The organism is Vibrio cincinnatiensis, assembly GCF_022113815.1.
Taxonomy (GTDB): domain Bacteria; phylum Pseudomonadota; class Gammaproteobacteria; order Enterobacterales; family Vibrionaceae; genus Vibrio; species Vibrio cincinnatiensis_A.
The window spans coordinates 22136-43862 of the sequence record NZ_SGOM01000005.1; the positions used below are offsets into that span (position 1 = coordinate 22136).

Annotated in this window: 27 protein-coding genes; 16 read left to right on the forward strand and 11 right to left on the reverse strand. The window is 45.0% G+C overall.

Going from position 1 to position 21727, the window contains the following annotated elements; genetic code table 11:
* Positions 1–165: 165 nt before the first annotated feature.
* The 3 genes from pyrB to EXA13_RS07875 all read left to right on the forward strand — a co-directional run bounded on the left by pyrB (position 166) and on the right by EXA13_RS07875 (position 2102).
* Positions 166–1095, forward strand: coding sequence for an aspartate carbamoyltransferase (pyrB, locus tag EXA13_RS07865; RefSeq protein ID WP_238132694.1), 930 nt, complete (start codon positions 166–168; stop codon positions 1093–1095).
* A 12-nt stretch (positions 1096–1107) separates the two neighbouring features.
* Entirely contained in the window at positions 1108–1575 is a 468-nt protein-coding gene (gene pyrI, locus EXA13_RS07870; RefSeq protein ID WP_238132874.1) for an aspartate carbamoyltransferase regulatory subunit, read from the forward strand.
* 137 nt (positions 1576–1712) lie between these two features.
* Positions 1713–2102 (forward strand): RidA family protein, encoded by a 390-nt coding sequence (locus EXA13_RS07875; protein WP_238132695.1) that lies wholly within the window; start codon positions 1713–1715, stop codon positions 2100–2102.
* Positions 2103–2151: 49 nt separating this feature from the next.
* Here the strand turns inward: EXA13_RS07875 and EXA13_RS07880 are convergent, their stop codons facing one another.
* The 8 genes from EXA13_RS07880 to mlaF all read right to left on the reverse strand — a co-directional run bounded on the left by EXA13_RS07880 (position 2152) and on the right by mlaF (position 7540).
* Positions 2152–2895: a 1-acylglycerol-3-phosphate O-acyltransferase gene (locus EXA13_RS07880; RefSeq protein ID WP_238132696.1), complete on the reverse strand. Its 744-nt coding sequence runs from the start codon at positions 2893–2895 to the stop codon at positions 2152–2154.
* 72 nt (positions 2896–2967) lie between these two features.
* The gene (gene murA, locus EXA13_RS07885; RefSeq protein ID WP_238132697.1) at positions 2968–4233 is read right to left on the reverse strand and encodes a UDP-N-acetylglucosamine 1-carboxyvinyltransferase; all 1266 of its coding nucleotides are present in this window, start codon (positions 4231–4233) and stop codon (positions 2968–2970) included.
* A gap of 9 nt (positions 4234–4242) precedes the next feature.
* Entirely contained in the window at positions 4243–4497 is a 255-nt protein-coding gene (ibaG, locus tag EXA13_RS07890; RefSeq protein WP_238132698.1) for a BolA family iron metabolism protein IbaG, read from the reverse strand.
* A 3-nt stretch (positions 4498–4500) separates the two neighbouring features.
* The gene (locus EXA13_RS07895; RefSeq protein ID WP_238132699.1) at positions 4501–4818 is read right to left on the reverse strand and encodes an STAS domain-containing protein; all 318 of its coding nucleotides are present in this window, start codon (positions 4816–4818) and stop codon (positions 4501–4503) included.
* Positions 4815–5456, reverse strand: coding sequence for an MlaC/ttg2D family ABC transporter substrate-binding protein (locus EXA13_RS07900; protein ID WP_238132700.1), 642 nt, complete (start codon positions 5454–5456; stop codon positions 4815–4817). Before EXA13_RS07900 ends, EXA13_RS07895 begins: the two co-directional genes overlap by 4 nt.
* Before the next feature lie 2 nt (positions 5457–5458).
* Entirely contained in the window at positions 5459–5953 is a 495-nt protein-coding gene (mlaD, locus tag EXA13_RS07905; protein WP_238132701.1) for an outer membrane lipid asymmetry maintenance protein MlaD, read from the reverse strand.
* Positions 5954–5955: 2 nt separating this feature from the next.
* The gene (gene mlaE / locus EXA13_RS07910; protein ID WP_238132702.1) at positions 5956–6747 is read right to left on the reverse strand and encodes a lipid asymmetry maintenance ABC transporter permease subunit MlaE; all 792 of its coding nucleotides are present in this window, start codon (positions 6745–6747) and stop codon (positions 5956–5958) included.
* Complete coding sequence (mlaF, locus tag EXA13_RS07915; RefSeq protein ID WP_238132875.1) at positions 6737–7540, reverse strand: phospholipid ABC transporter ATP-binding protein MlaF; 804 nt, start codon at positions 7538–7540, stop codon at positions 6737–6739. Before mlaF ends, mlaE begins: the two co-directional genes overlap by 11 nt.
* 355 nt (positions 7541–7895) lie before the next feature.
* On the opposite strand from mlaF, the gene EXA13_RS07920 reads away from it, so the two are divergent.
* From EXA13_RS07920 to mgtE, 12 genes are all read left to right on the forward strand, one after another.
* Entirely contained in the window at positions 7896–8861 is a 966-nt protein-coding gene (locus EXA13_RS07920; RefSeq protein WP_238132703.1) for a calcium/sodium antiporter, read from the forward strand.
* A 17-nt stretch (positions 8862–8878) separates the two neighbouring features.
* Positions 8879–9853 carry an arabinose-5-phosphate isomerase KdsD gene (kdsD, locus tag EXA13_RS07925; protein ID WP_238132704.1) on the forward strand — a complete coding sequence of 325 codons (975 nt, stop codon included), beginning with the start codon at positions 8879–8881 and terminating at the stop codon, positions 9851–9853.
* Positions 9853–10410 (forward strand): 3-deoxy-manno-octulosonate-8-phosphatase KdsC, encoded by a 558-nt coding sequence (gene kdsC / locus EXA13_RS07930; protein WP_238132705.1) that lies wholly within the window; start codon positions 9853–9855, stop codon positions 10408–10410. The genes kdsD and kdsC overlap by 1 nt, the downstream gene beginning before the upstream one ends.
* Positions 10407–10970, forward strand: a complete 564-nt coding sequence (lptC, locus tag EXA13_RS07935) for an LPS export ABC transporter periplasmic protein LptC (RefSeq protein WP_238132706.1) — start codon at positions 10407–10409, stop codon at positions 10968–10970. The genes kdsC and lptC overlap by 4 nt, the downstream gene beginning before the upstream one ends.
* On the forward strand, positions 10951–11448 hold the full coding sequence (gene lptA / locus EXA13_RS07940; protein ID WP_238132707.1) for a lipopolysaccharide transport periplasmic protein LptA: 498 nt from the start codon (positions 10951–10953) through the stop codon (positions 11446–11448). The genes lptC and lptA overlap by 20 nt, the downstream gene beginning before the upstream one ends.
* Positions 11449–11450: 2 nt before the next feature.
* Complete coding sequence (lptB, locus tag EXA13_RS07945; protein WP_238132708.1) at positions 11451–12176, forward strand: LPS export ABC transporter ATP-binding protein; 726 nt, start codon at positions 11451–11453, stop codon at positions 12174–12176.
* Positions 12177–12336: 160 nt separating this feature from the next.
* The gene (locus tag EXA13_RS07950; RefSeq protein WP_238132709.1) at positions 12337–13800 is read left to right on the forward strand and encodes an RNA polymerase factor sigma-54; all 1464 of its coding nucleotides are present in this window, start codon (positions 12337–12339) and stop codon (positions 13798–13800) included.
* A 23-nt stretch (positions 13801–13823) separates the two neighbouring features.
* Entirely contained in the window at positions 13824–14111 is a 288-nt protein-coding gene (gene hpf, locus EXA13_RS07955; RefSeq protein ID WP_238132710.1) for a ribosome hibernation promoting factor, read from the forward strand.
* A gap of 1 nt (position 14112) precedes the next feature.
* The gene (gene ptsN, locus EXA13_RS07960; protein WP_238132711.1) at positions 14113–14565 is read left to right on the forward strand and encodes a PTS IIA-like nitrogen regulatory protein PtsN; all 453 of its coding nucleotides are present in this window, start codon (positions 14113–14115) and stop codon (positions 14563–14565) included.
* An 8-nt stretch (positions 14566–14573) separates the two neighbouring features.
* A complete protein-coding gene (rapZ, locus tag EXA13_RS07965; RefSeq protein ID WP_238132712.1) occupies positions 14574–15431 on the forward strand; it encodes an RNase adapter RapZ in 858 nt (285 codons plus the stop codon).
* 7 nt (positions 15432–15438) lie between these two features.
* Positions 15439–15717 carry an HPr family phosphocarrier protein gene (locus EXA13_RS07970; protein ID WP_238132713.1) on the forward strand — a complete coding sequence of 93 codons (279 nt, stop codon included), beginning with the start codon at positions 15439–15441 and terminating at the stop codon, positions 15715–15717.
* A gap of 190 nt (positions 15718–15907) precedes the next feature.
* The gene (gene mgtE, locus EXA13_RS07975) at positions 15908–17263 is read left to right on the forward strand and encodes a magnesium transporter (protein WP_238132714.1); all 1356 of its coding nucleotides are present in this window, start codon (positions 15908–15910) and stop codon (positions 17261–17263) included.
* 76 nt (positions 17264–17339) lie between these two features.
* Here mgtE and pmbA read toward each other — a convergent pair whose 3' ends face one another.
* On the reverse strand, positions 17340–18683 hold the full coding sequence (pmbA, locus tag EXA13_RS07980; RefSeq protein WP_238132715.1) for a metalloprotease PmbA: 1344 nt from the start codon (positions 18681–18683) through the stop codon (positions 17340–17342).
* Positions 18684–18792: 109 nt separating this feature from the next.
* Here pmbA and yjgA point away from each other — a divergent pair, with 109 nt between their 5' ends.
* Positions 18793–19320 carry a ribosome biogenesis factor YjgA gene (gene yjgA / locus EXA13_RS07985; protein ID WP_238132716.1) on the forward strand — a complete coding sequence of 176 codons (528 nt, stop codon included), beginning with the start codon at positions 18793–18795 and terminating at the stop codon, positions 19318–19320.
* A gap of 104 nt (positions 19321–19424) precedes the next feature.
* Here the strand turns inward: yjgA and thiQ are convergent, their stop codons facing one another.
* Positions 19425–20129 (reverse strand): thiamine ABC transporter ATP-binding protein, encoded by a 705-nt coding sequence (thiQ, locus tag EXA13_RS07990; RefSeq protein ID WP_238132717.1) that lies wholly within the window; start codon positions 20127–20129, stop codon positions 19425–19427.
* Positions 20123–21721: a thiamine/thiamine pyrophosphate ABC transporter permease ThiP gene (gene thiP, locus EXA13_RS07995; RefSeq protein WP_238132718.1), complete on the reverse strand. Its 1599-nt coding sequence runs from the start codon at positions 21719–21721 to the stop codon at positions 20123–20125. Before thiP ends, thiQ begins: the two co-directional genes overlap by 7 nt.
* Between the last annotated feature and the right edge of the window lie 6 nt (positions 21722–21727).

Consider the following 21727-nt stretch of genomic DNA (forward strand, 5'->3'; position numbering starts at 1 on the left):
GGTAGCCAATGGAAACCAGCCACATTCATCATGTTGCTAACATTCATTTTAGTGAGCAAGTCTGCTTACTTTGTGTGGCGTTATTTCCTCTTACCAGAGATTGAATAGCCTCCCAGATCGGGAGGCTTTTTTATGGCTTAAAGAAAAAAGATAGGGAAGAAGATCATGGCGAATTCGCTTTACCAAAAGCACATTATCTCCATTTCTGAGCTTTCACGAGCAGAGCTGGAATTAATAGTCAAAACCGCAAGCCAATTGAAAGCGGAACCAAAGCCGGAATTGATAAAGAATAAAGTCGTCGCAAGCTGCTTCTTTGAACCATCCACCCGTACTCGCCTCTCTTTTGAAACCGCAATTCAACGCATTGGCGGCAGTGTGATTGGCTTTGATAGTGCAGGCAATACTTCACTCGCCAAAAAAGGGGAAACGCTTGCTGACTCAGTTCAAGTGATCACCGCTTATGTGGATGCCTTTGTAATTCGTCATCCACAAGAAGGAGCGGCTCGTTTAGCTTCCGAATTTTCCAATGGTGTTCCCGTGATTAATGCCGGCGATGGCTCAAACCAGCACCCCACACAAACCTTGCTTGATCTCTTTACCTTATTTGAAACCCAAGGTCGTTTAGATAATCTCAATATCGCCTTTGTAGGCGATCTTAAATATGGCCGTACGGTTCACTCTTTAACCCAAGCCTTAGCAAAATTTGATAATAACCGTTTCTTCTTCATCGCACCTGAAGCGCTGGCTATGCCTGATTATATTTGTGAAGAACTCGATGAAGCAGGCCTGCAATACAGCTTCCATAATGATATGGAAAGTGTGATTCCCGAACTCGATATTCTGTATATGACTCGAGTTCAGAAAGAGCGTTTTGATGAATCAGAATATGCACATATCAAATCTGCCTATGTGTTAACAGCATCACTGTTGGAAGGGGCGCGTGACAATATGAAAGTGCTGCACCCACTTCCTCGTGTCGATGAAATCACCACCGATGTCGATAAAACGCCACATGCGTACTTCTTTCAACAAGCAGAAAATGGCGTCTATGCTCGTGAAGCCTTACTCGCCCTTGTGTTAAATGAGTCACTGTAATTGGAGCCTATGATGAACAAAGAAACCAAACTGCAAGTTGAAGCGATCAAAAACGGCACGGTTATTGACCACATTCCCGCTAAAGTCGGAATTAAAGTGCTTAGACTGTTTGATATGCATAATACTAACCAGCGGGTAACTATTGGCTTAAACCTTCCTTCTTCCGCTCTTGGGCATAAGGATTTACTAAAAATCGAAAATGTCTTTATCAGTGAAGATCAAGCCAACAAATTAGCTTTGTATGCTCCCCATGCGACGGTCAATCAAATTGAAGATTATCAAGTCGTTAAAAAGCTTGCCCTTGAGTTACCTGAAAAGATCAATAATGTATTTGCTTGCCCTAACAGCAACTGTATTTCTCATAATGAACCCGTTGAAAGCAGCTTTCGCATCGTTGAAAAAAACCACGATATTCGCTTGAAGTGTAAATATTGTGAGAAGGTGTTTTCACGCGAAGTAGTCACTGAACGCGAAGCCTAAACTCAACGTCACTCCCGATGTGATCTCGCATCGGGAGTGACAAGTTTGCACCGATTCTGCCTCTTTGTCCCTTTACCTCATGCCCCTTTAAGGGCACACTAAAACTTCTTTTTAATCACCAAGATGGAATCACCAGCATGACAAAAGTTCTGCATACTGACTCGGCGCCTGCCGCAATAGGTCCTTACGTTCAAGGTGTCGATTTAGGTAATATGGTTCTGACTTCAGGCCAGATCCCCGTCAACCCAGAGACAGGCGACATTCCTACTGGTATTGCTGCTCAAGCGCGCCAATCTTTAGAGAATGTCAAAGCTGTGGTTGAATCATCCGGTTTAACGGTAAGTGATATTGTCAAAATGACAGTCTTTGTGAAGGACTTAAATGATTTCTCAACCGTGAACCAAGTTTATGGACAGTTTTTCGATGAGCATAATGTTGCTCATTACCCTGCCCGATCTTGTGTTGAAGTTGCACGTTTACCAAAAGATGTGGGTATTGAAATCGAAGCCATTGCGGCACGTAAGTAGTAATCCCAATAGCGCACAAAAAAGGTTGCGTTTAAGCAACCTTTTTTATTTATTGATGTGAATGAACATTCGGTCCATTAAGCATAGAGACTTCAGCATCTAACTCGGTCAATTTCTCTAACATATCTTGATGGCACTGCTGAGAAAGCGTACGAACGTGCTCTTTGCCTAAACCTTCCGTACTAACAGGAGGAAGCATTTCCACAATCACATGCCCGTTATTCCATCGGTTAAGTTTTAGTTGATCGGTTGAACTGCACACAATAGGAATAATTGGAACTTGGGCACCAATAGCCGCATGAAAAGCTCCGGCTTTAAAAGGCAATAACCCTCGGCCACGTGAGCGAGTACCTTCAGGAAACATCCAAACGGAAACATCACTGTTGTTCATGCTATCCACCACTTGATCAATCGTCCCTTTCGCTTTGGACTTATTCGCTCGATCAATCAAGATATTTCCTGTTAACCAATACAGCTGACCAAACAATGGCATCCAAGCTAGGCTTTTCTTACCCACAGTCACAACTTTCGGCGTTACCGCTGCAGATACGGTAAAAAGGTCCCAAGTATTTTGGTGGTTCGCAATATAAATCGCTTGACCACGCTGATAAGCATTTTCTGGAATGCGCAGTTCCAACGTAATACCAAAAACTTTCGACATGGCGGCAAACATGCGGCCAAAGGTAAACACATGTTTAGGATTACGAGGGCTAAATAAACAATACCCACACCCAAATATAAACATACAAACCGCAAACAGAGCTACGGCTACAATTCGCAATAAAGCAATCATCCAGATTCTCCAAAGGAGCTTGAATAAAAAAGCCGAAACCCTTAGATTCCGGCCCATTAAGAGACAAACGGTTTAGCTTGACTCGTGAACTCGCTCAATATGAGCCCCTAAAGCAGATAGCTTATCTTCGATACGTTCATAACCACGATCGATATGATAAATACGATCCACAATGGTTTCACCTTTAGCGATACAGCCTGCAATCACTAAACTAGCTGAAGCGCGTAAGTCGGTAGCCATCACTTGCGCACCACTGAGTGATTCCACATCCCCACAAATCACAGTGTTACCTTCAATCTCGGCTTTTGCTCCCATGCGCATTAACTCAGGCACGTGCATAAAACGATTTTCGAAGATGGTTTCGGTGATCACACCACCACCTTTAGCCATCATGTTCAATAAGGTAAATTGAGCCTGCATATCAGTGGGGAAACCCGGGTGAGGTGCCGTACGAATCGAGACAGCTTTCAGTTCTCGCCCAGTCATATCTAAGCTTATCCAGTCATCACCGGTTTCGATCGCCGCGCCCGCTTCTTCAAGTTTGGCCAGCACCGCTTCAAGTAAACTGGCTTTTGTATTACGACAAACGACTTTGCCGTGAGAAACCGCTGCAGCGACTAAAAAGGTTCCCGTTTCAATGCGATCGGCCACGACTGCATGTCGCCCACCAGCAAGACGTTCAACCCCTTCAATGGTAATGGTATCTGTACCTGCGCCTGAAATCTTTGCCCCTAACGTATTTAAAAAATTCGCAGTATCAACAATTTCAGGTTCACGAGCGGCATTATCTAACGTGGTTTTTCCTTCAGCTAAGGTCGCAGCACACATAACGGTAATGGTGGCCCCTACACTGACTTTATCCATGACGATATGAGCACCTTTTAAGCGGCCATTCACTTGTGCTTTCACATAGCCATCTTCAAGAGTAATCGTCGCGCCTAATTGCTCTAACCCATGAATGTGCAAATCAACCGGACGAGCGCCAATCGCACAGCCGCCAGGTAAAGAAACTTGCCCTTGTCCAAAACGAGCCACCAAAGGACCTAATGCCCAAATAGAAGCACGCATGGTTTTCACTAAATCATAAGGTGCACAATATTGATCAATTTGGCTGGCATCAACATGAACTGAACCATTACGTTCTACTTTTGCACCTAAGCGCTTAAGCAGTTCCATCGTTGTATTGATGTCTCGAAGGTGCGGAACATTGGCCACTTCGACAGGCTCTTCCGCCAAAATAGAAGCAAATAAAATAGGCAGTGCAGCATTTTTTGCACCAGAAATGGTCACTTCACCTTGTAGCGGTGAATCAGACCCAATAACACGAAATTTTTCCATTAAAAAACCTTACAGCGACATCAACTTCTTATTGCGCGCCCACTCTTGGGGGGTAAATGTTTTGATCGAAACAGCATGAATATCATTACGCTGGATATACTCCATCAGAGGGGCATAGATCAGCTGTTGTTTCTTCACACGGCTCATACTTTCGAAGCTTTCATCAATGGCGATGACTTCATAATGGCTTCCTTCACCTTTTACGTGAAGCTCTTGAAGGTTGAGTGCTTGTTCTAATATTTGTTGTACTTGTGTGCTATCCACAATTCACTCCTGCTGATGGTTAATATGTTGAGCCATCATGGTTTCGATGTTGCTCAACTGAAATAATGTGCGCAGTTGTTGGGGCACAAAATTCAGCATTATATGACAATTTTGTGTTTTTGCATGCTCTATTAAGTGAATTAACATCACCATGCCTGCCGAATCGATACGTTCGACCTCGGCTAAAGAAACACCACATTGAGGAGCACTGGCTTGCCATGATTGAATCACTGGCCATAATTGAGGAACCGTATCTCGGTCTAACGCGCCGCGTAATACAACTGATTCAGCGTTAATGACCTGCCACTGAGGATGACTCATTGGGTATTGCTCTCAAAACGAATGGGGTGATCAGCCAGAGCCTGAAGCTCTTTTGCAACAGCTAAAATCCCTTCTTGACGGATTTTTCCACTCCACTCCGACTGTTTACTTGACAATAAACTGATGCCTTCGGCAATCATATCAAAAGCTTTCCACTGCCCATCTTTTTCTTTACGCAGCTTAAACTCCAAGTTGATATTAGGCCGAGGGGTATCAATAATTTCAACTTTTATACTGGCAATTCTACGATCATCTGGAATCGGTGTTTCAGGCCCAAAAACAATCTCTTGATCACTATACTGAGTCAGTACTTGAGCATAACTGGTCACTAAATAGGCTCTAAAAGCATGGATAAAAGTGCCCACATCTTCTCGCTTTGCACCTTTAAGATGAGGCCCCAGTAGCTTTAATGCCGCATATTGTTCATTGACATAAGGCATGAGTTCCTCTTCCACGATCACTTTCAAATGCTCAGGGTTATCATGGATGCGTGTTTGATCAGCTTTAAGACGATCAAAGGAAACTTGAGCGACTTCTTTCATCATTAAATACGGATCCGTCTGATCAATCCCCGCTTTCGCCATGGCTGTCCAAGAGTACAGCAGCATCATGAATAGAATTATTGAACGTTTCAACATGGTTATTCCCCATCTTTATCGTTACTTGAACCACCGCCAACACTGTACAAAATCTGACCAATCAAATCTTCCAAGACCAAAGCTGACTTGGTATCTTCAATTCGATCTCCGTCTTGTAGCATCTGCTCATCCTCAAAGACAAATCCAGGCACTAACCCAATATATTGCTCACCAATCAACCCAGACGTCAAAATCTGAACACTCGATGTTTCAGGAAATTGATCATAACGGCTATCAATCGCTAAGGTCACTTGAGGTAACAGACGTTGCCTGTCTAAATTAATTGCAGCAACTCGCCCAACGACAACGCCCCCCACTTTCACCGGAGAACGCACTTTCAAATTACCAATATTGTCAAATTCTGCAGTGAGTGAATAAGTATCGTTGGCTCCAAGCCCTTTCACGTCAGCGACTTGAAAAATCATCACCAGAATTGCGCAAATTCCTGCTAGCACAAAACTGCCTACCCAAAATTCTAGTTTACGTGTTTGTTGCATGTTTAGTTCCCAAACATCAGTGCGGTCAGTACAAAATCCAGCGCTAATACTGCCAGAGAAGAATGAACCACGGTACGAGTGGTTGCTCGGCTAATGCCTTCCGACGTTGGAATAGCATCATAGCCATTAAAGAGCGCAATCCAAGTGACGGTGATAGCGAACACCACACACTTGATTAAGCTGTTACCAATATCCGCGCCCAGCTCAACGGAAGCCTGCATAGTTGACCAGAAGCTACCATAATCAATGCCCTTCCATTCAACGCCAACCAACTGGCCGCCCCAAATACCGACCGCCATAAATATCATCGCTAACAGCGGCATTGAAATAAGCCCAGCCCAAAGACGAGGGGCAATGATACGTTTCAACGGATCCACCGCCATCATTTCTAAGCTAGAAATTTGCTCCGTCGCTTTCATTAAACCAATTTCAGCCGTCAGCGCAGATCCAGCACGCCCTGCAAATAATAAAGCGGTAACAACTGGTCCCAACTCGCGCAGTAACGACAAGGCGACCATCTGACCAAGGCTAGTTTCTGCGCCATAATCAACTAAAATCACATACCCTTGCAGGCTTAATACCATACCAATGAACAGGCCTGACACCACAATAATCGCTAACGATTGCACACCCACACTGTATAGCTGCTTAATCAATAAAGGTAAATGCTGAATAGGCCGAGGTTGTCCCGTCATTGCCCCTAGCAACATTAAGCTGGCTCGGCCAAACGATTCACTGACACCAAGGCATCGCCGTCCAAAATCAGTGACCCACTGCTTTCCATTATTCAACATCAAACAGATCCTTTTCTATTGACTGAGATGGAAAACGGAAAGGAACAGGCCCGTCAGCTTCACCACATAAAAATTGTTGCACTCGCGGATCGCGATTTTGCTCCAACTCTTGCGGTGTACCAAAAGCAATCACTTTACCGTCGGCCAATAAATACACCCAGTCTGCAATACTCATCACTTCCGGTACATCATGGGAAACCACGACAGAAGTCACTCCCAAGGCCTGATTAAGATTACGAATTAACTCAACCAAAACGCCCATAGTAATAGGATCTTGTCCCACAAAAGGTTCATCGTACATGATCAACTCAGGATCCAGCGCTATCGCACGAGCCAGAGCGGCTCGACGCGCCATTCCACCCGAGAGTTCACTTGGCATTAAATGTGCTGCACCACGTAGCCCGACCGCTTCCAACTTCAGCATAACCAAGGTTTTAATAAAGGCATCATTAAGTTGCGTGTGCTCACGCAGAGGAAAGGCAACGTTATCAAACACATTAAGATCAGTAAAAAGCGCGCCAGATTGGAAAAGCATGCTCATTTTTTTACGTGCTTGATATAACTGACGTCGACTTAGACGAGGAATGTTTTCACCATCAAACCAAATCTCACCTTGCTCGGGTAATAATTGCCCACCAATCAGGCGCAGCAAGGTCGTTTTACCTATCCCAGAAGGGCCCATAATGGCGGTAATTTTCCCTTTCGGCATATGCAAACTTATATCATCGAAAATGACTCGGTTTGATCGAGAAAAGGTCAGATTATTGATGGTAACTAGATTGGTTTCAGGCATACTCACCGTTCGCTGTTGTCGATTTCCATCTAGAAGATGAGCAATCATAAGCAGATTGGTGCCAAATTAAAAGCACTGTTCAATTACTTATCTGTAAATCCCCGCTCACCCAGTGACTCCTAACCCTCAATCACTCTCTGCGCTTAAAGCCAAACAACGTTTGACTTCCAATGATATGACTCAAAAAATCCGTAACAAAGTGTAAGATAAGGTGTAAGGCACTGAATTTTCTCCATCACGCCAAAGGATGCATGAAAATGAGACAATAAATGCTATCTTCGACTTCCCTTTTAGTGATCAACACGTCAAAATTAGCGGTTACTTATTCGGTTTTTTCATCAAACTAGGAATTGTCATGCTCGAAGCTGTTGCGTTACTCATTGTCGGCCTCATTTTACTCGTTTGGAGTGCAGATAAACTGGTTTTTGGATCAGCGGCGATTGCGAGAAATGTTGGCATCTCCCCTTTAGTAATAGGGATGACCATTCTCGCGATGGGCTCTTCTGCACCAGAGATGATGGTCTCGGCGACAGCCGCTTTGAGTGGAAAAACCGATACAGCTGTCGGCAATGTGCTGGGATCCAACATCGCCAACATTGCTTTGATCTTAGGTATAACCGCGTTAATTAAGCCTTTATCGATCAGCTCAACAGTATTACGCCGTGAACTTCCTTTGATGATTATCGTGACACTGATTGCAGGTGCACTGCTGTGGAATAACCATCTTGGCTTTTATGAAGGGGCTTTACTGTTTGCCCTATTTGCTCTTTTTCTGATTGCTATGTTGCATATTAGCCGCAAAGAACAGAAGAAAGGCGATATTTTATTAGCAGAAAGAGAGTCTGAAATCCCTCAAGATGTCAGCAACGCAAAAGCCGTTATGTGGGTGGTATTCGGGCTAGTTTTACTGCCTTTTGCTGCCAATATGTTGGTGAATAATTCAGTTATTATTGCCAAACACTTTGGCATGAGCGACTTAGTGATCGGTTTAACCATTATTGCGGTCGGCACCAGCCTTCCTGAGCTCGCCGCTTCCTTAGCTGGCGTTTTAAAGGGGGAAGATGATATGGCAGTCGGCAATATTATCGGTTCCAACGTCTTCAACATCTTAGCGGTGATGGGGCTACCAGGTATATTGAACCCTTCCATGCTCAGTGAAAATGCAATGGGTCGGGATTTTTGGGTCATGCTAGGCGTCTCATTACTGTTGGTTGTTATGGCATTAGGTAAATCTCGAAGTATTAACCGCCTAGAAGGTGCCATCTTATTTATCGTGTTCCTCGGTTATCAAGGATATTTACTGATGAATATGGCCGCTTAATTATTTAGGAGTTAAAGATGTTTGAGAACTTTGACTATCGAGGTGCTGCTCAACAAGTGCTGGCTACCGAGATCGCCGGATTACAACAATTAGACCAATATTTTAACGATGACTTCTGCCAAGCTTGCCAAATGATTTTGTCCAACCAAACGGGCAAAGTCGTGGTAATGGGCATTGGTAAATCAGGGCACATCGGAAAAAAAATTGCCGCCACCTTAGCCAGTACAGGCACCTCCGCCTTTTTTGTTCACCCTGGCGAAGCCTCCCACGGTGATTTAGGTATGATCGATACAGGAGACATCGTTTTAGCGATCTCCAACTCTGGTGAGTCATCTGAAATCCTTGCCCTCTTCCCCGTACTTAAGCGACTGAATAATCGCATCATCAGTATGACGGGCAACCCACAATCCAATATGGCTAAATTGGCAGATCTTCACCTGCAAATCACTGTACCTAAAGAAGCGTGCCCTCTTGGCTTGGCTCCCACAACCAGCACCACCGCGACGCTAGTCATGGGGGATGCTTTGGCGGTCGCCTTACTCCAAGCAAGAGGATTCACCGCAGAAGATTTTGCACTCTCACATCCCGGTGGAGCACTCGGGCGTAAACTGCTATTAAAACTCTCGGACATCATGCATCAGGGAGACGATTTACCCAAAGTGTCGCCCACAACATTGATCCGCGATGCGCTACTGGAAATCAGCCAAAAAGGCCTCGGTATGACCGCTGTCGTCGATGAACATGATCAATTATTGGGTATTTTTACCGATGGTGATTTACGCCGTATCTTAGATAAGCGGATTGATATCCATACGGCGAAGATCCAAGAGGTCATGACACAGCACCCTGTGGTTGCCTCTCCTCATATTCTCGCTGTCGAAGGATTAAACTTAATGCAAGAGAAGCGTATTAGTGGCTTGATGCTGGTTGACAACCACAAGTTAGTCGGAGCGTTAAATATGCATGACTTGCTAAAAGCAGGAGTCATGTAATGTCCCAACAGGTCAACACACTTTATGGCCCAGTTGAAGCCTCCATCCTTGAAATTGCGCAGCAGATCCAATTGTTAGTCTGTGATGTGGATGGAGTTTTTTCCGACGGCCTTGTCTATATGGGCAACCAAGGTGAAGAACTCAAAACCTTCCATACTCGTGATGGGTATGGAGTAAAATCACTGATGAATGCCGGTATCCAGATCGCTATCATTACTGGACGCCAATCACAAATTGTCGAAAATAGAATGAAAGCGTTGGGCATTTCACTGATTTATCAAGGGCAAGATGACAAATTAAGCGCTTATTACGATATTTGTCAAAAACTGACGATCAAACCAGAAAATACAGGTTATATTGGAGATGATTTAATAGATTGGCCTGTGATGGAAAAAGTCGCGCTCAAAGTCTGTGTCGCCGATGGCCATCCTCTGTTAGCTCAGCGAGCTAACTATGTGACCCGAATTAAAGGAGGTCATGGCGCGGTACGAGAAGTGTGTGATTTAATTTTACAAGCACGTAATGAACTGGATCAGCATAAAGGCTTGAGTATATGAGTTTGACTCGTGTTCTTTATCTCTGCCTTTTCTTTATTGCCGCTTGGTCTGGCTACTATCTATTGGACAAAAACGAAAGTACGGCAATTCAAGTTGCACCGAATTTCGAGTTACCCATGTTCAGTGGCCAATCACTCGATAACGTCTCTTACAATCAACAAGGTGTACGCAGCTATGTAATTACCTCGCAACATCTTGATTATTATGCGAACAGTGGTAGCACTACCTTTGAATACCCCGTTCTCAAAGTATTCCGTGAAGGAACCAAACAAGAATGGGAAGTCACAGCAAAACGCGGCATCCTCACCAAGGATCAAGTTTTAATCCTTTATGATGAAGTGGTGGCCAACAACCTATTAGAAGATTCAGGTTTTGATCAACTCACCACAACAAAGTTGAGTATTCAACTCGAGAGCCGTGATTTTTGGGCAGACAGTCAAGTTGAACTGGTTGGCTCACAATTTAAAACATTAGGGCAGGCGATGAAGGGGAACTTATCCAATCACTCGGCTGTGCTGTATAACCATGTACAAGGTAGATATGAAACTCTCACACCTTAGTCTTATTGCTTGTTTGTTCGCATCAGGGGCTGCACTGGCGCTCTCAACAGACACTCAACAGCCAGTCTATATTGACTCGGATAGCCAACAATTGGATATGAAAAGCAATCGCGTCACCTTCATTGGTGACGTTAAGCTAAAGCAAGGCAGTATTAACATTAGTGCCGATAAATTGATTGTGATACGTAACCCACAAAACGGGAAGATAGAAAAGATCGAAGGTTATGGTAACCTCACCACCTTTTCTCAGCTTACCGATGAAGGGAAAACCTTGTACGGTGAAGCCAAACAACTTCACTACGCGATGGCGGAAGATGAGTTAACCATGATTGAACAAGCCATGTTGTCACAAGATGACAGCCAAATTCGTGGTAATAAAATTCGCTATAAGATCTCTTCACAAAAATTGATCGCTGACAGTCAAGGCAGTGGGCGTGTATCCACGGTTCTTCAACCTCAAGCCGCACAGCAAGAATAACTATGGCCATACTTAAAGCAGAACATTTAGCCAAAAGCTATAAAAAACGCAAAGTCGTTTCCGATGTAAGTTTACAAGTGGAATCAGGGCAAATTGTTGGCCTACTCGGCCCCAATGGTGCGGGAAAAACGACCTCTTTCTACATGATTGTCGGCTTAGTCGCACGGGATGAAGGCACCATCAGTATCGATGGTAAAGATATCAGCATCTTACCCATGCACAGTCGCTCACGAATGGGGATCGGTTATCTGCCGCAAGAAGCATCTATCTTCCGTAAGTTATCCGTTGAAGATAATATTATGGCCGTCCTACAAACCCGTGAAGAAATGACTCGAGAAGAACGACAAGACAAACTCGAAGATCTCCTCGAAGAGTTTCATATTCAGCACATTCGTCACAGTGCGGGAATGGCGCTGTCTGGTGGAGAACGCCGCCGAGTCGAAATCGCTCGCGCATTAGCTGCCAACCCACAGTTTATTTTGCTAGATGAACCGTTTGCTGGCGTTGACCCTATCTCCGTCATTGATATAAAAAAAATCATTGAACACCTGCGTGATCGAGGATTAGGTGTATTGATTACGGACCACAACGTACGGGAAACATTAGACGTCTGTGAAAAAGCCTACATCGTTAGCCAAGGCCGTCTGATTGCCGAAGGAACACCGCATGATGTTCTTAACAACGAACAGGTAAAACAGGTTTATCTTGGCGAACAATTCCGTCTATGATTAAAGTAACTCATCACTTATCGTTCGCTTAACAGCAAAGCGATAAATGGAGGAATCCTGAAAACTGTCCCACCTATGCGTGGCCACAGAAAACCGAATGATCACTTCAGTACGATAAATGTTAGACAAGGTATCACTAAAACAAGGTAGTTAATACTGAATGAAACCCTCATTACAGCTTAAGCTTGGTCAACAGTTAGCGATGACTCCTCAGTTGCAGCAGGCGATACGCTTACTGCAACTGTCTACATTAGATCTTCAGCAAGAGATTCAAGAAGCATTAGAGTCCAATCCACTATTGGATGTTGAAGAATCGACTGACGAGTTACCAACGCTAGACAATGCATCATCTCGCAATGAGGACTCCGAGGTCAGTGCTGATATCAGCGAATCAGAACCTCAAGACAGTTCAGCGTTGATCGAAAAATCAGAGATCAGCGCAGAATTGGAGATCGACACCACTTGGGACGATGTCTACAGTGCCAATACCGGCAGTACAGGTATTGCTCTGGATGATGACATGCCCGTATACCAAGGGGAAACCACTCAAACTCTGCAAGACTACCTAATATGGCAACTCGGCTTAACCCCATTTAGTGACACAGACCGCACCATCGCTCATGCGATTATCGATGCCATTGATGACTACGGCTACCTCACAACGCCGCTTGAAGAGCTGTTAGACAGCTTCAATGGGGAAGAGGTGGAACTGGATGAAATTGAAGCCGTCAGGAAGCGTATCCAACAATTTGACCCACTTGGTGTTGCCTCTTTAAATTTACAAGACTGCCTATTACTGCAACTGGCGACCTATCCAGACAACACTCCTTGGCTTGCTGAAGCAAAAATGCTGCTCAGAGATTATATTGATTTACTCGGCAACCGCGATTTTAAGCAAATAGTCAAAGAGAGTAAGCTCAAAGAAGAAGAGCTGCGTGAAATATTGCAATTGATACAACAACTTGATCCAAGGCCTGGAAACCGCATTTCTCAAGATCACGCAGAATATGTCGTCCCAGATGTCTCCGTTTATAAAGAACGAGGCAAATGGCAAGTTACAATTAATCCAGATAGCGTTCCACGCTTAAAGATCAATCAACAATATGCCAGCCTTGCTCGCGGCAACAATGCCGATAGCAACTATATCCGTTCTAATTTGCAAGAGGCAAAATGGTTAATTAAGAGTTTGGAAAGTCGAAACGAGACTTTGCTCAAAGTTGCCAAGTGCATAGTTGAACATCAACACGATTTCTTCGAATATGGTGAAGAAGCCATGAAGCCGATGGTCCTAAATGACGTCGCGCAAGCGGTAGAAATGCATGAATCAACCATCTCTCGAGTCACCACTCAGAAATACATGCATACTCCCCGTGGTATTTTTGAATTGAAGTACTTTTTCTCAAGCCATGTCAGTACAGACAATGGTGGAGAATGTTCATCAACCGCAATTCGTGCACTGATCAAAAAACTGGTGGCAGCGGAAAATCCGGCAAAACCATTAAGTGATAGTAAAATTGCGGCCCTACTCGCTGATCAAGGGATTCAAGTGGCAAGACGGACGATTGCCAAGTACCGTGAGTCGTTGGCCATTGCGCCATCCAGTCAGCGGAAACGCCTGTTATAAGGCCCAACAGAGAAGGAAAGTCTATGCAAATCAATATTCAAGGCCATCACATTGATCTTACCGATTCAATGCAAGACTATGTTCACTCGAAGTTTCAAAAGCTTGAGCGCTTTTTCGACCATATTAATACCATTCATGTGATTTTACGTGTTGAAAAATTACGCCAGATCGCCGAAGCTACGCTTCACGTTAATCAAGGAGAAATCCACGCCACTGCGGACGACGATAATATGTACGCAGCGATAGATGGCCTGGTGGATAAACTCACTCGTCAACTCAACAAGCATAAAGAAAAGCTAAGTAGCCACTAACATGCAATTAAGCGAAGTACTTTCATTGGACTGCACCAAAAGTGCAGTCCAATGTTCTAGCAAGAAACGAGCGCTGGAAATTATCAGTGAGATCGCCGCCCAACATACTGGGCAAAATGCCACTGAACTGTTTGAATGTATGCTCAGCCGAGAAAAAATGGGCAGCACGGGCATAGGGAATGGTATTGCAATTCCTCATGCACGCATGACATCAAGCGACCACGCCGTTGCGGTATTGGTACAATGTGAAGAGCCGATTGAATTTGACTCTATTGATAACCGCCCTGTCGATCTTCTCTTTGCCCTACTGGTTCCTGAAGAGCAGTGTAAAGAGCACTTAAAAACCTTATCTTGCATGGCCGAGCGCCTCAACGATAAGCAAACCCTCAAACAACTGCGCGGTGCACAAAGCGATCAAGAGTTGTACGATATTATGGTTAACCCACCTCAATAGGCCTTCCGATGCGTTTAATTGTAGTCAGTGGTCAGTCCGGCGCAGGCAAAAGTGTCGCCTTACGAGTCTTAGAAGACTTAGGCTATTATTGTGTGGATAACTTACCGGTAAGCCTACTGGAAGCGTTCATTCAATCTGTACAAGGCAGCAAACAGAATGTCGCGGTCAGTATTGATATCCGAAACCTGCCAAAAGAGCCCAGTTTAGTCGAAGATGTACTGGCACAGCTTAAACAAAATAACGACGTCAGTGTGTTATTTTTAGATGCCAGTAAAGAGACATTACTCAAACGCTACAGTGAAACTCGCCGGATTCACCCACTCTCTTTAAATGAAGATAAACCGACGCTCGCTCAAGCAATTGAACGAGAAAAACATTTATTAGAACCATTAAAAGAGCAAGCTGACTTACTGCTAGATAGTAGCCATCAATCACTGCATGAACTGAGTGAAACCGTTCGGATGCGGGTTGAAGGTCGAGAACGTAAAGATCTCGTCATGGTCTTCCAATCGTTTGGATTTAAATATGGCCTACCGAGTGATGCTGATTATGTCTTTGATGTTCGGTTCCTCCCAAACCCTCACTGGGAGCCTGATTTACGACCTTTGACTGGCTTGGATGCTCCGATCAAATCCTTCTTAGAAAGCCATAGTGAAGTGATGGAACTAAAGCGACAGATCCAAAAGTTCATCGAATACTGGCTACCGATGCTAGAAAAAAACAATCGCAGTTATTTAACCATTGCGATTGGTTGTACTGGTGGAAAACACCGCTCAGTCTATCTGACTCAACAAATAGGTGAATATTTTGCGCAGTTAGGCCATCAAGTACAAATTCGTCATCACTCCTTAGAAAAACAATTATAGGCCACCTATGTCATATATCAGCCGAACGGTCTTGATTCAAAATCGCCTTGGTTTGCACGCAAGGGCTGCGGTCAAACTCGTTGAACTTGCTCAATCCTTTGATGCGGTAATTACCATTCAAGGGCAAGAAGGGAAACAAGCAACGGCCGATAGTGTAATGGGCTTGTTGATGCTCGATTCTGCTCAAGGTCAAATGATCACCATCTCCGCACAAGGCTCTCAAGCCAAGCCTGCTCTCGATGCCGTTTGCCATTTAGTTGAAGCCAAATTTGATGAAGACGACTAACCTCTGATTCTTTCTATTTTCTCGTTATCCAACGTTACGCTAACTTGGAAAATCAGAGGCGAGAGCTGCCTGCATTAGCATGTTCAATAAATAATCAACCTTCGCTCAGCTAAGCATCTTCAGGTTACTTGACTCTAAAATTAAGTTACTATTCAACTCATTGTCCGAAATCACGCATTAGGAGGAAGCTATGGCCGAGCAAATTGAGTTTGACCAAGCTCACCACACCCTCCAAGAAATTACCGAAGCCTTAGAAAATGGCCGATTCGTCCATGTCCGTCGCCAGTTACAGGATATGGAGCCAGAAGATATTGCTCATCTGTTAGAAGCCTCTCCACGCAAAGCCCGTGATGTATTATGGCAACTGACGGACCCCGAAGATTACGGTGAAATCCTTGAAGAGCTGAACGAAGACGTCAAAGATGCACTCGTTTCGAAAATGGCTCCCGAAAAACTGGCCGAAGCCACTGAGGGGATGGACAGTGATGATGTCGCCTATGTCTTGCGAAGTTTACCCGATGATTTATCTCGGGAAGTACTTGCCCAGATGGACGCTGCAGAACGGTTACGCGTTGAAACAGCACTCTCCTACCCAGAAGACACTGCGGGCGGATTAATGAATACGGATGTCATCACGATTCGTGGTGATGTCGATGTTGATGTAGTACTGCGTTACCTTCGTATGAAAGGCCAGTTGCCTTATGCCACAGACTCTTTATATGTGATTGATGCCGAAAGTAAGCTGATCGGCTACTTACCCTTATCCACGTTGATCACCACCCAACCTGATATTCCAGTCAGCGAAGTGATGGAAGATGCAGATGAAGCGATCAAAGTCGATGCCAAAGACTCGGATGTCGCTAGCCTGTTTGAGCGGCGTAACTGGGTTTCAGCTCCAGTGGTTGATGAAAACCAACACCTTGTCGGACGCATTACCATTGATGATGTGGTTGACGTCATTCGAGAAGATGCCGAACACTCGATGATGAGTATGGCAGGGATGAATGATGATGAAGATACCTTTGCCCCGGTTGTCAAATCAGCTCGTAAACGCAGTGTTTGGCTCGGTGCCAATGTTCTTGCCGCCTTAACGGCTGCTTCAGTTTCTAATATGTTCGAGGCAACACTAGAACAAATGGCTGCGATTGCAATCTTAATGACTATCGTACCTTCAATGGGGGGGGTAGCTGGAAATCAAACTGTTGCCTTGGTCATTCGAGGTTTAGCACTTGGGCATATCGGTGACAGTAACAAGCGGGAACTACTGCTAAAAGAAGCAGCGATCGGCTTTCTCAATGGCATTCTTTGGGCATTGATTATTGGTGCAATAGTAGTGGTTTGGAAAGGGGAATGGCTATTAGGTGGCATTATTTCCGCCGCAATGATGACCAACCTCTTTATTGCTGGAGTGGCTGGCGTCATGATCCCCATTATTCTGAAAAAAATGAATATCGACCCCGCGTTAGCTGGAGGGATGGCATTAACCACCGTCACCGATGTGGTCGGGCTATCGGTTTTCTTAGGCTTAGCGACCTTATTTATTTAACTTTTCTGCTTTGCTATCCCCCCCAATAAAAAAGCGCTGAACCATTCAGCGCTTTTTTACACGATTATATTGAAAGTTACTCTCCGGCCACTTTCATCGATTCAATCAGCATGGAGCCGGTTTGAATTTGAGAACGAGTTTCCACATCACTGCCCACTGCGATGATTTGGCTAAACATGGTTTTCAAATTTCCAGCAATCGTCACCCCAGAGACTGGATACTGAATTTGTCCATTTTCAACCCAAAACCCTGCAGCACCACGAGAGTAATCTCCCGTCACGGTATTGACCCCTTGTCCCATCACTTCCGTCACCAATAATCCGCGATCCATCGTTGTTAGTAACTGTTCAAAATTTTGCCCGCTGTGTTTCACAAACCAGTTATGAATCCCTCCGGCGTGGCCAGTGGGTTGCATCTTCATTTTACGAGCGGCATAGCTGGTCAGTAAGTAAGTCTCTAGTACACCGTTGGTAATAATTTCACGATCTACGGTTTGCACGCCTTCGCTATCAAATGGGCTGGAAGCCAAACCTCTCAATATATGAGGACGCTCACTGATGTTAAACCAGTCCGGTAAAATTTTCTGCCCAAGATGATCAAGTAAGAAAGAGGATTTTCGGTATAAATTGCCGCCGCTGATCGCCATGACTAAATGCCCCATCAATCCCGTCGCCACATCCGCAGCAAACATAACCGGGTATTGTCCCGTTTTCAGTTGCTGAGCGTCTAAACGTTGAATGGTTTTCTCTGCGGCTTGTTGTCCCACTCGTTCCGGTGTCCATAAGTCACCACTATGTCGCGCAACGGTATAACTGTAGTCACGTTCCATCTCACCATTTTGTCCTTCACCAATCACACAACAACTGATGCTATGGCGGCTAGAAGCATAACTGGCTAGTAAACCGTGACTGTTGCCATACACTTTGATGCCATAATGGCTGTCATAACTCGCTCCATCGCTTTGCTTAATTTTACTGCTGTAGTTTAGCGCTTCTCGTTCTGCAGCAATCGCAATCCTTGCGGCTCGATCTGGATTGGGCTCATCAGGATGAAAGAGATCCAAATCAGGAATATTTTCTACCATCAACGCTTTGGGAGCGGGGCCTGAATAAGGGTCTTCCGACGTATAATGAGCAATATCTAACGCGGCCAACACCGTTTGCTGAATCGCTTTTTCACTCAAATCCGAGGTGGATGCGCTCCCTTTGCGCTGCCCTCGATAAACGGTGATGCCTAGCGCACCATCACTGTTAAATTCGACATTTTCAACCTCGCACATGCGGGTTGATACGCTGAGTCCGGTGCTTTTACTAATGGCAACTTCAGCGGCATCCGCTTGAGCTGACGCCATATCAAGGGCTTTGGCTACCGCCGCTTCCAATTCACTGCGCTGCATCGCGACTTGCTGTCTTATATCCATCTCTCATCCAACTAATTGAGCTTTTATGTTAGTAGGATAACAAGAATTTCGCTTTCTCCCCACGATTCTTGCTAAAATAGCTAAGATAAATAACTTATTAGTGAAGACTATGGCGCGTAAAAACCAAAAAGCTCCTTGGGAAGAGGAAGAAGAGATCATCTGGGTCAGTAAAACCGAGTTGAAAAACGACATGATTGAGCTACAAAAGCTCGGGGAAGAGCTGGTTGACTTAAAACCATCCGCACTACAAAAAATCCCGATGCCGGAAGATTTGCTGGACGCGATTAAAGATGCTCAGCGTTTCAAAAATGAAGCTCGACGCCGCCAATTGCAATACATTGGTCGAGTCATGCGTAATATTGATCCAGAACCCATTCAAGCTGCATTAGATAAACTGCGTAATAAACATTCGCAGTCAACGGCGGTCCTGCATAAGCTAGAACAGTGGCGTGATCGTATTGTGGCCGACGGCGACAGTGCTATTGAAGAGTTGATGCAACAATATCCAGAAGCTGATCGTCAACGGCTACGTCAATTAGCCCGTCAAGCAAACAAAGAGAAAAAGGCGGAAAAAGCTCCAAAAGCCTCACGAGAAATTTTCCAAATTCTCAAAACACTCAATGATGCAGCAATCTAATTCATCATGGTGTTCAAAGCTCGAAAAAATACTCACCAAGCGATGTGCTCAACCTCGCTTGGTGAGATATTTCTTATGCTCCTTCCTTGTAGACACAAAGCAAGCTAACTGCCCGCCCGGATAAATTCGGCAAAAGCCGGATGGTTTTGTGGCTTAGGCAAAGCAGAAACTTCCCCTACCACTTCCACTTTTCCTTGATCCATAAAGGCAAAATGGCTGGCAATGGTTTTGGCATCATTCAAATGATGTGTCACCATCAACACCGTAATATCTCGTGCTTGAGCCAGCGATTTCACCAATTGCAGCATTTCTTCTCTCAATAGCGGATCTAATGCAGAAAAAGGCTCATCCAACAACCAAATAAGATGAGACTGAACAAAGCAGCGTGCCAACGCTACACGTTGTCGCTGTCCACCTGAAAGCTGTGCCGGTAGCCGATCAAGAAATGGCTCAATGCCTACTTGCTGAGCCGCCCATTGCACTTGAGTTTTCTGCTGAGCATTCAACTTCAGCCCAGGATGCAGCCCCAGCGCAATGTTTTCTCTCACCGACAAATGGCTAAATAAATTATGTTCCTGAAATAACATAGAGAAAGGCCGCTGATAAGGCGCTTTAGCTAATATGGATTGACCGTCAACCAATATATCACCGTTATGAGGGGCGATAAATCCAGCCAACAAGCTTAACAGGGTGGATTTCCCCGCCCCACTCGGTCCCATCAAGGCGGTAATACTGCCTCGTTTAACTTGTAAATCAAACGAGAACCATGCTTGTTGATACTGATAAGTAAGCTGATTGATCGCTAGCATGATGACCCTTTGTGATACCGATGAAATAAACACTCAACCCCGTAATAAATACCGACGCTAAGCACCAGCAAAGCTAAAGAAACGACCGCCGCAGCGGGCATCTGATAGCTGCCCAATAGCTGATAGAGATAAAGAGGCAAGGTGGTTAATTGCTGGCTACCCAATAATGCGATGGCACTCAGATCGCCCATCGACAATAAGAAACTGATCGATAAAGCATGAGCAAACGGTTTTTGTAGTGCCCGCCATTCAATGAGTCTTAGCCTTGCCCAACCCCGTATACCTAAGCTGGCACATAAAAATTGGTACTGCTGCTCAAGATGCAGCATGGGTTGAGCCAGTGTTTTAATGACATAAGGGAGGGCCATTAAGCTATTCACCGCCACCACTAACCAATAGGCCATACTAAATACATCCATGATTTGGCGAAGCAATAAGAAAAGCCCTGTACTAATCACTAAACCCGGTGTCACCAGAATAATAGCGCCAATCAGTTCAATACCATTGGCTTTTTTAGGTTGATGCTGTATTCGCCAATAACGGCTGGTAAGCACAATAGCGCAGCCAACAGCAACCGCAATAGTGCCCGCTAAGCTGGCAATTTGTAATGAAGCCATCACCGCCGACCAAAATTCTTGGCGACGCAATATGGTAAAGAGTTGAACGTTCAGCCCACTAACTATCACCATCAGTAAAGGGGGCAAAACCAACAACAGCACCATTACAATCCAGAACCCATCCCAAAGCCGATTTGCGAGCGTCTCTTTACCTAATCCGATCCATTCTCCTGCATGCCCTTGGCTGGCAGGTAATGGACGCGCGAAGCGCTGCATCGTGAGATACAGCAAAGCACACAACAGCATCTGCCATATGGCCAGCAAAGCTCCAGTGCCTAAATCAAAATCAAATTTAATTGCCTGATAGATAGCCAGTTCAATCGTGGTTGATTTCGGACCGCCCCCGAGTGCCATGACGGTGGCAAAACTGGTAAAGCAAAGCATAAAGACTAAACTTCCCACCGAAGGGAGCTGCTGGCGTAAGCGAGGCCATTCGACCCATTTAAATTTTTGCCACTGGCTCATCCCCAAATGGGCGCACAACTTATGCTGCTCAACCGGAATCCCTTCTAAGCTTTGCAACAGAAGGCGACTGGCATAAGGTAAATTGAAAAATACATGGGCCAGCAAAATGCCATTTAAACCATAAATGGAGAAAGGTAACGCTTGCTGCCACTGGCTAAGCAGCTTGGCTAATAATCCGCTATTACCATAAATCGCCAATAGACCAAACACCCCAACCAACACGGGTAAGACTAAGGTCATGGCAAACAGTTTGAGCAGCAGATCTCGCCCTTTAAACCGCCGCCGATGTAAAGCATGAGCAACCGGGAGCGCCAGCCCAACACTGAGTAAGGTAGAGAGTAATGCTTGATAGAAACTAAACCAGGTGACATGACGAAAATAAGCATCCCGCCAGAGGTCTCCAAACGCTAGTGATGGGGAATGCCAAAATAGAGCGCCAAGCGTGCCAGCAATAAACAGCGCGACCAAGCTCGCCAGCACAATTCCCCATTTTGGAACTGCTGTCTTCATATCCCG

Coding starts and splice junctions, on each gene's coding strand:
- pyrB (WP_238132694.1), top strand. CDS start 166: ATGGCGAATTCGCTTTACCAAAAGCACATTATCTCCATTTCTGAGCTT.
- pyrI (WP_238132874.1), top strand. CDS start 1,108: ATGAACAAAGAAACCAAACTGCAAGTTGAAGCGATCAAAAACGGCACG.
- EXA13_RS07875 (WP_238132695.1), top strand. CDS start 1,713: ATGACAAAAGTTCTGCATACTGACTCGGCGCCTGCCGCAATAGGTCCT.
- EXA13_RS07880 (WP_238132696.1), bottom strand. CDS start 2,895: ATGATTGCTTTATTGCGAATTGTAGCCGTAGCTCTGTTTGCGGTTTGT.
- murA (WP_238132697.1), bottom strand. CDS start 4,233: ATGGAAAAATTTCGTGTTATTGGGTCTGATTCACCGCTACAAGGTGAA.
- EXA13_RS07895 (WP_238132699.1), bottom strand. CDS start 4,818: ATGAGTCATCCTCAGTGGCAGGTCATTAACGCTGAATCAGTTGTATTA.
- EXA13_RS07900 (WP_238132700.1), bottom strand. CDS start 5,456: ATGTTGAAACGTTCAATAATTCTATTCATGATGCTGCTGTACTCTTGG.
- mlaD (WP_238132701.1), bottom strand. CDS start 5,953: ATGCAACAAACACGTAAACTAGAATTTTGGGTAGGCAGTTTTGTGCTA.
- mlaE (WP_238132702.1), bottom strand. CDS start 6,747: ATGTTGAATAATGGAAAGCAGTGGGTCACTGATTTTGGACGGCGATGC.
- mlaF (WP_238132875.1), bottom strand. CDS start 7,540: ATGCCTGAAACCAATCTAGTTACCATCAATAATCTGACCTTTTCTCGA.
- EXA13_RS07920 (WP_238132703.1), top strand. CDS start 7,896: ATGCTCGAAGCTGTTGCGTTACTCATTGTCGGCCTCATTTTACTCGTT.
- kdsD (WP_238132704.1), top strand. CDS start 8,879: ATGTTTGAGAACTTTGACTATCGAGGTGCTGCTCAACAAGTGCTGGCT.
- kdsC (WP_238132705.1), top strand. CDS start 9,853: ATGTCCCAACAGGTCAACACACTTTATGGCCCAGTTGAAGCCTCCATC.
- lptC (WP_238132706.1), top strand. CDS start 10,407: ATGAGTTTGACTCGTGTTCTTTATCTCTGCCTTTTCTTTATTGCCGCT.
- lptA (WP_238132707.1), top strand. CDS start 10,951: ATGAAACTCTCACACCTTAGTCTTATTGCTTGTTTGTTCGCATCAGGG.
- lptB (WP_238132708.1), top strand. CDS start 11,451: ATGGCCATACTTAAAGCAGAACATTTAGCCAAAAGCTATAAAAAACGC.
- EXA13_RS07950 (WP_238132709.1), top strand. CDS start 12,337: ATGAAACCCTCATTACAGCTTAAGCTTGGTCAACAGTTAGCGATGACT.
- hpf (WP_238132710.1), top strand. CDS start 13,824: ATGCAAATCAATATTCAAGGCCATCACATTGATCTTACCGATTCAATG.
- ptsN (WP_238132711.1), top strand. CDS start 14,113: ATGCAATTAAGCGAAGTACTTTCATTGGACTGCACCAAAAGTGCAGTC.
- rapZ (WP_238132712.1), top strand. CDS start 14,574: ATGCGTTTAATTGTAGTCAGTGGTCAGTCCGGCGCAGGCAAAAGTGTC.
- EXA13_RS07970 (WP_238132713.1), top strand. CDS start 15,439: ATGTCATATATCAGCCGAACGGTCTTGATTCAAAATCGCCTTGGTTTG.
- mgtE (WP_238132714.1), top strand. CDS start 15,908: ATGGCCGAGCAAATTGAGTTTGACCAAGCTCACCACACCCTCCAAGAA.
- pmbA (WP_238132715.1), bottom strand. CDS start 18,683: ATGGATATAAGACAGCAAGTCGCGATGCAGCGCAGTGAATTGGAAGCG.
- yjgA (WP_238132716.1), top strand. CDS start 18,793: ATGGCGCGTAAAAACCAAAAAGCTCCTTGGGAAGAGGAAGAAGAGATC.
- thiQ (WP_238132717.1), bottom strand. CDS start 20,129: ATGCTAGCGATCAATCAGCTTACTTATCAGTATCAACAAGCATGGTTC.
- thiP (WP_238132718.1), bottom strand. CDS start 21,721: ATGAAGACAGCAGTTCCAAAATGGGGAATTGTGCTGGCGAGCTTGGTC.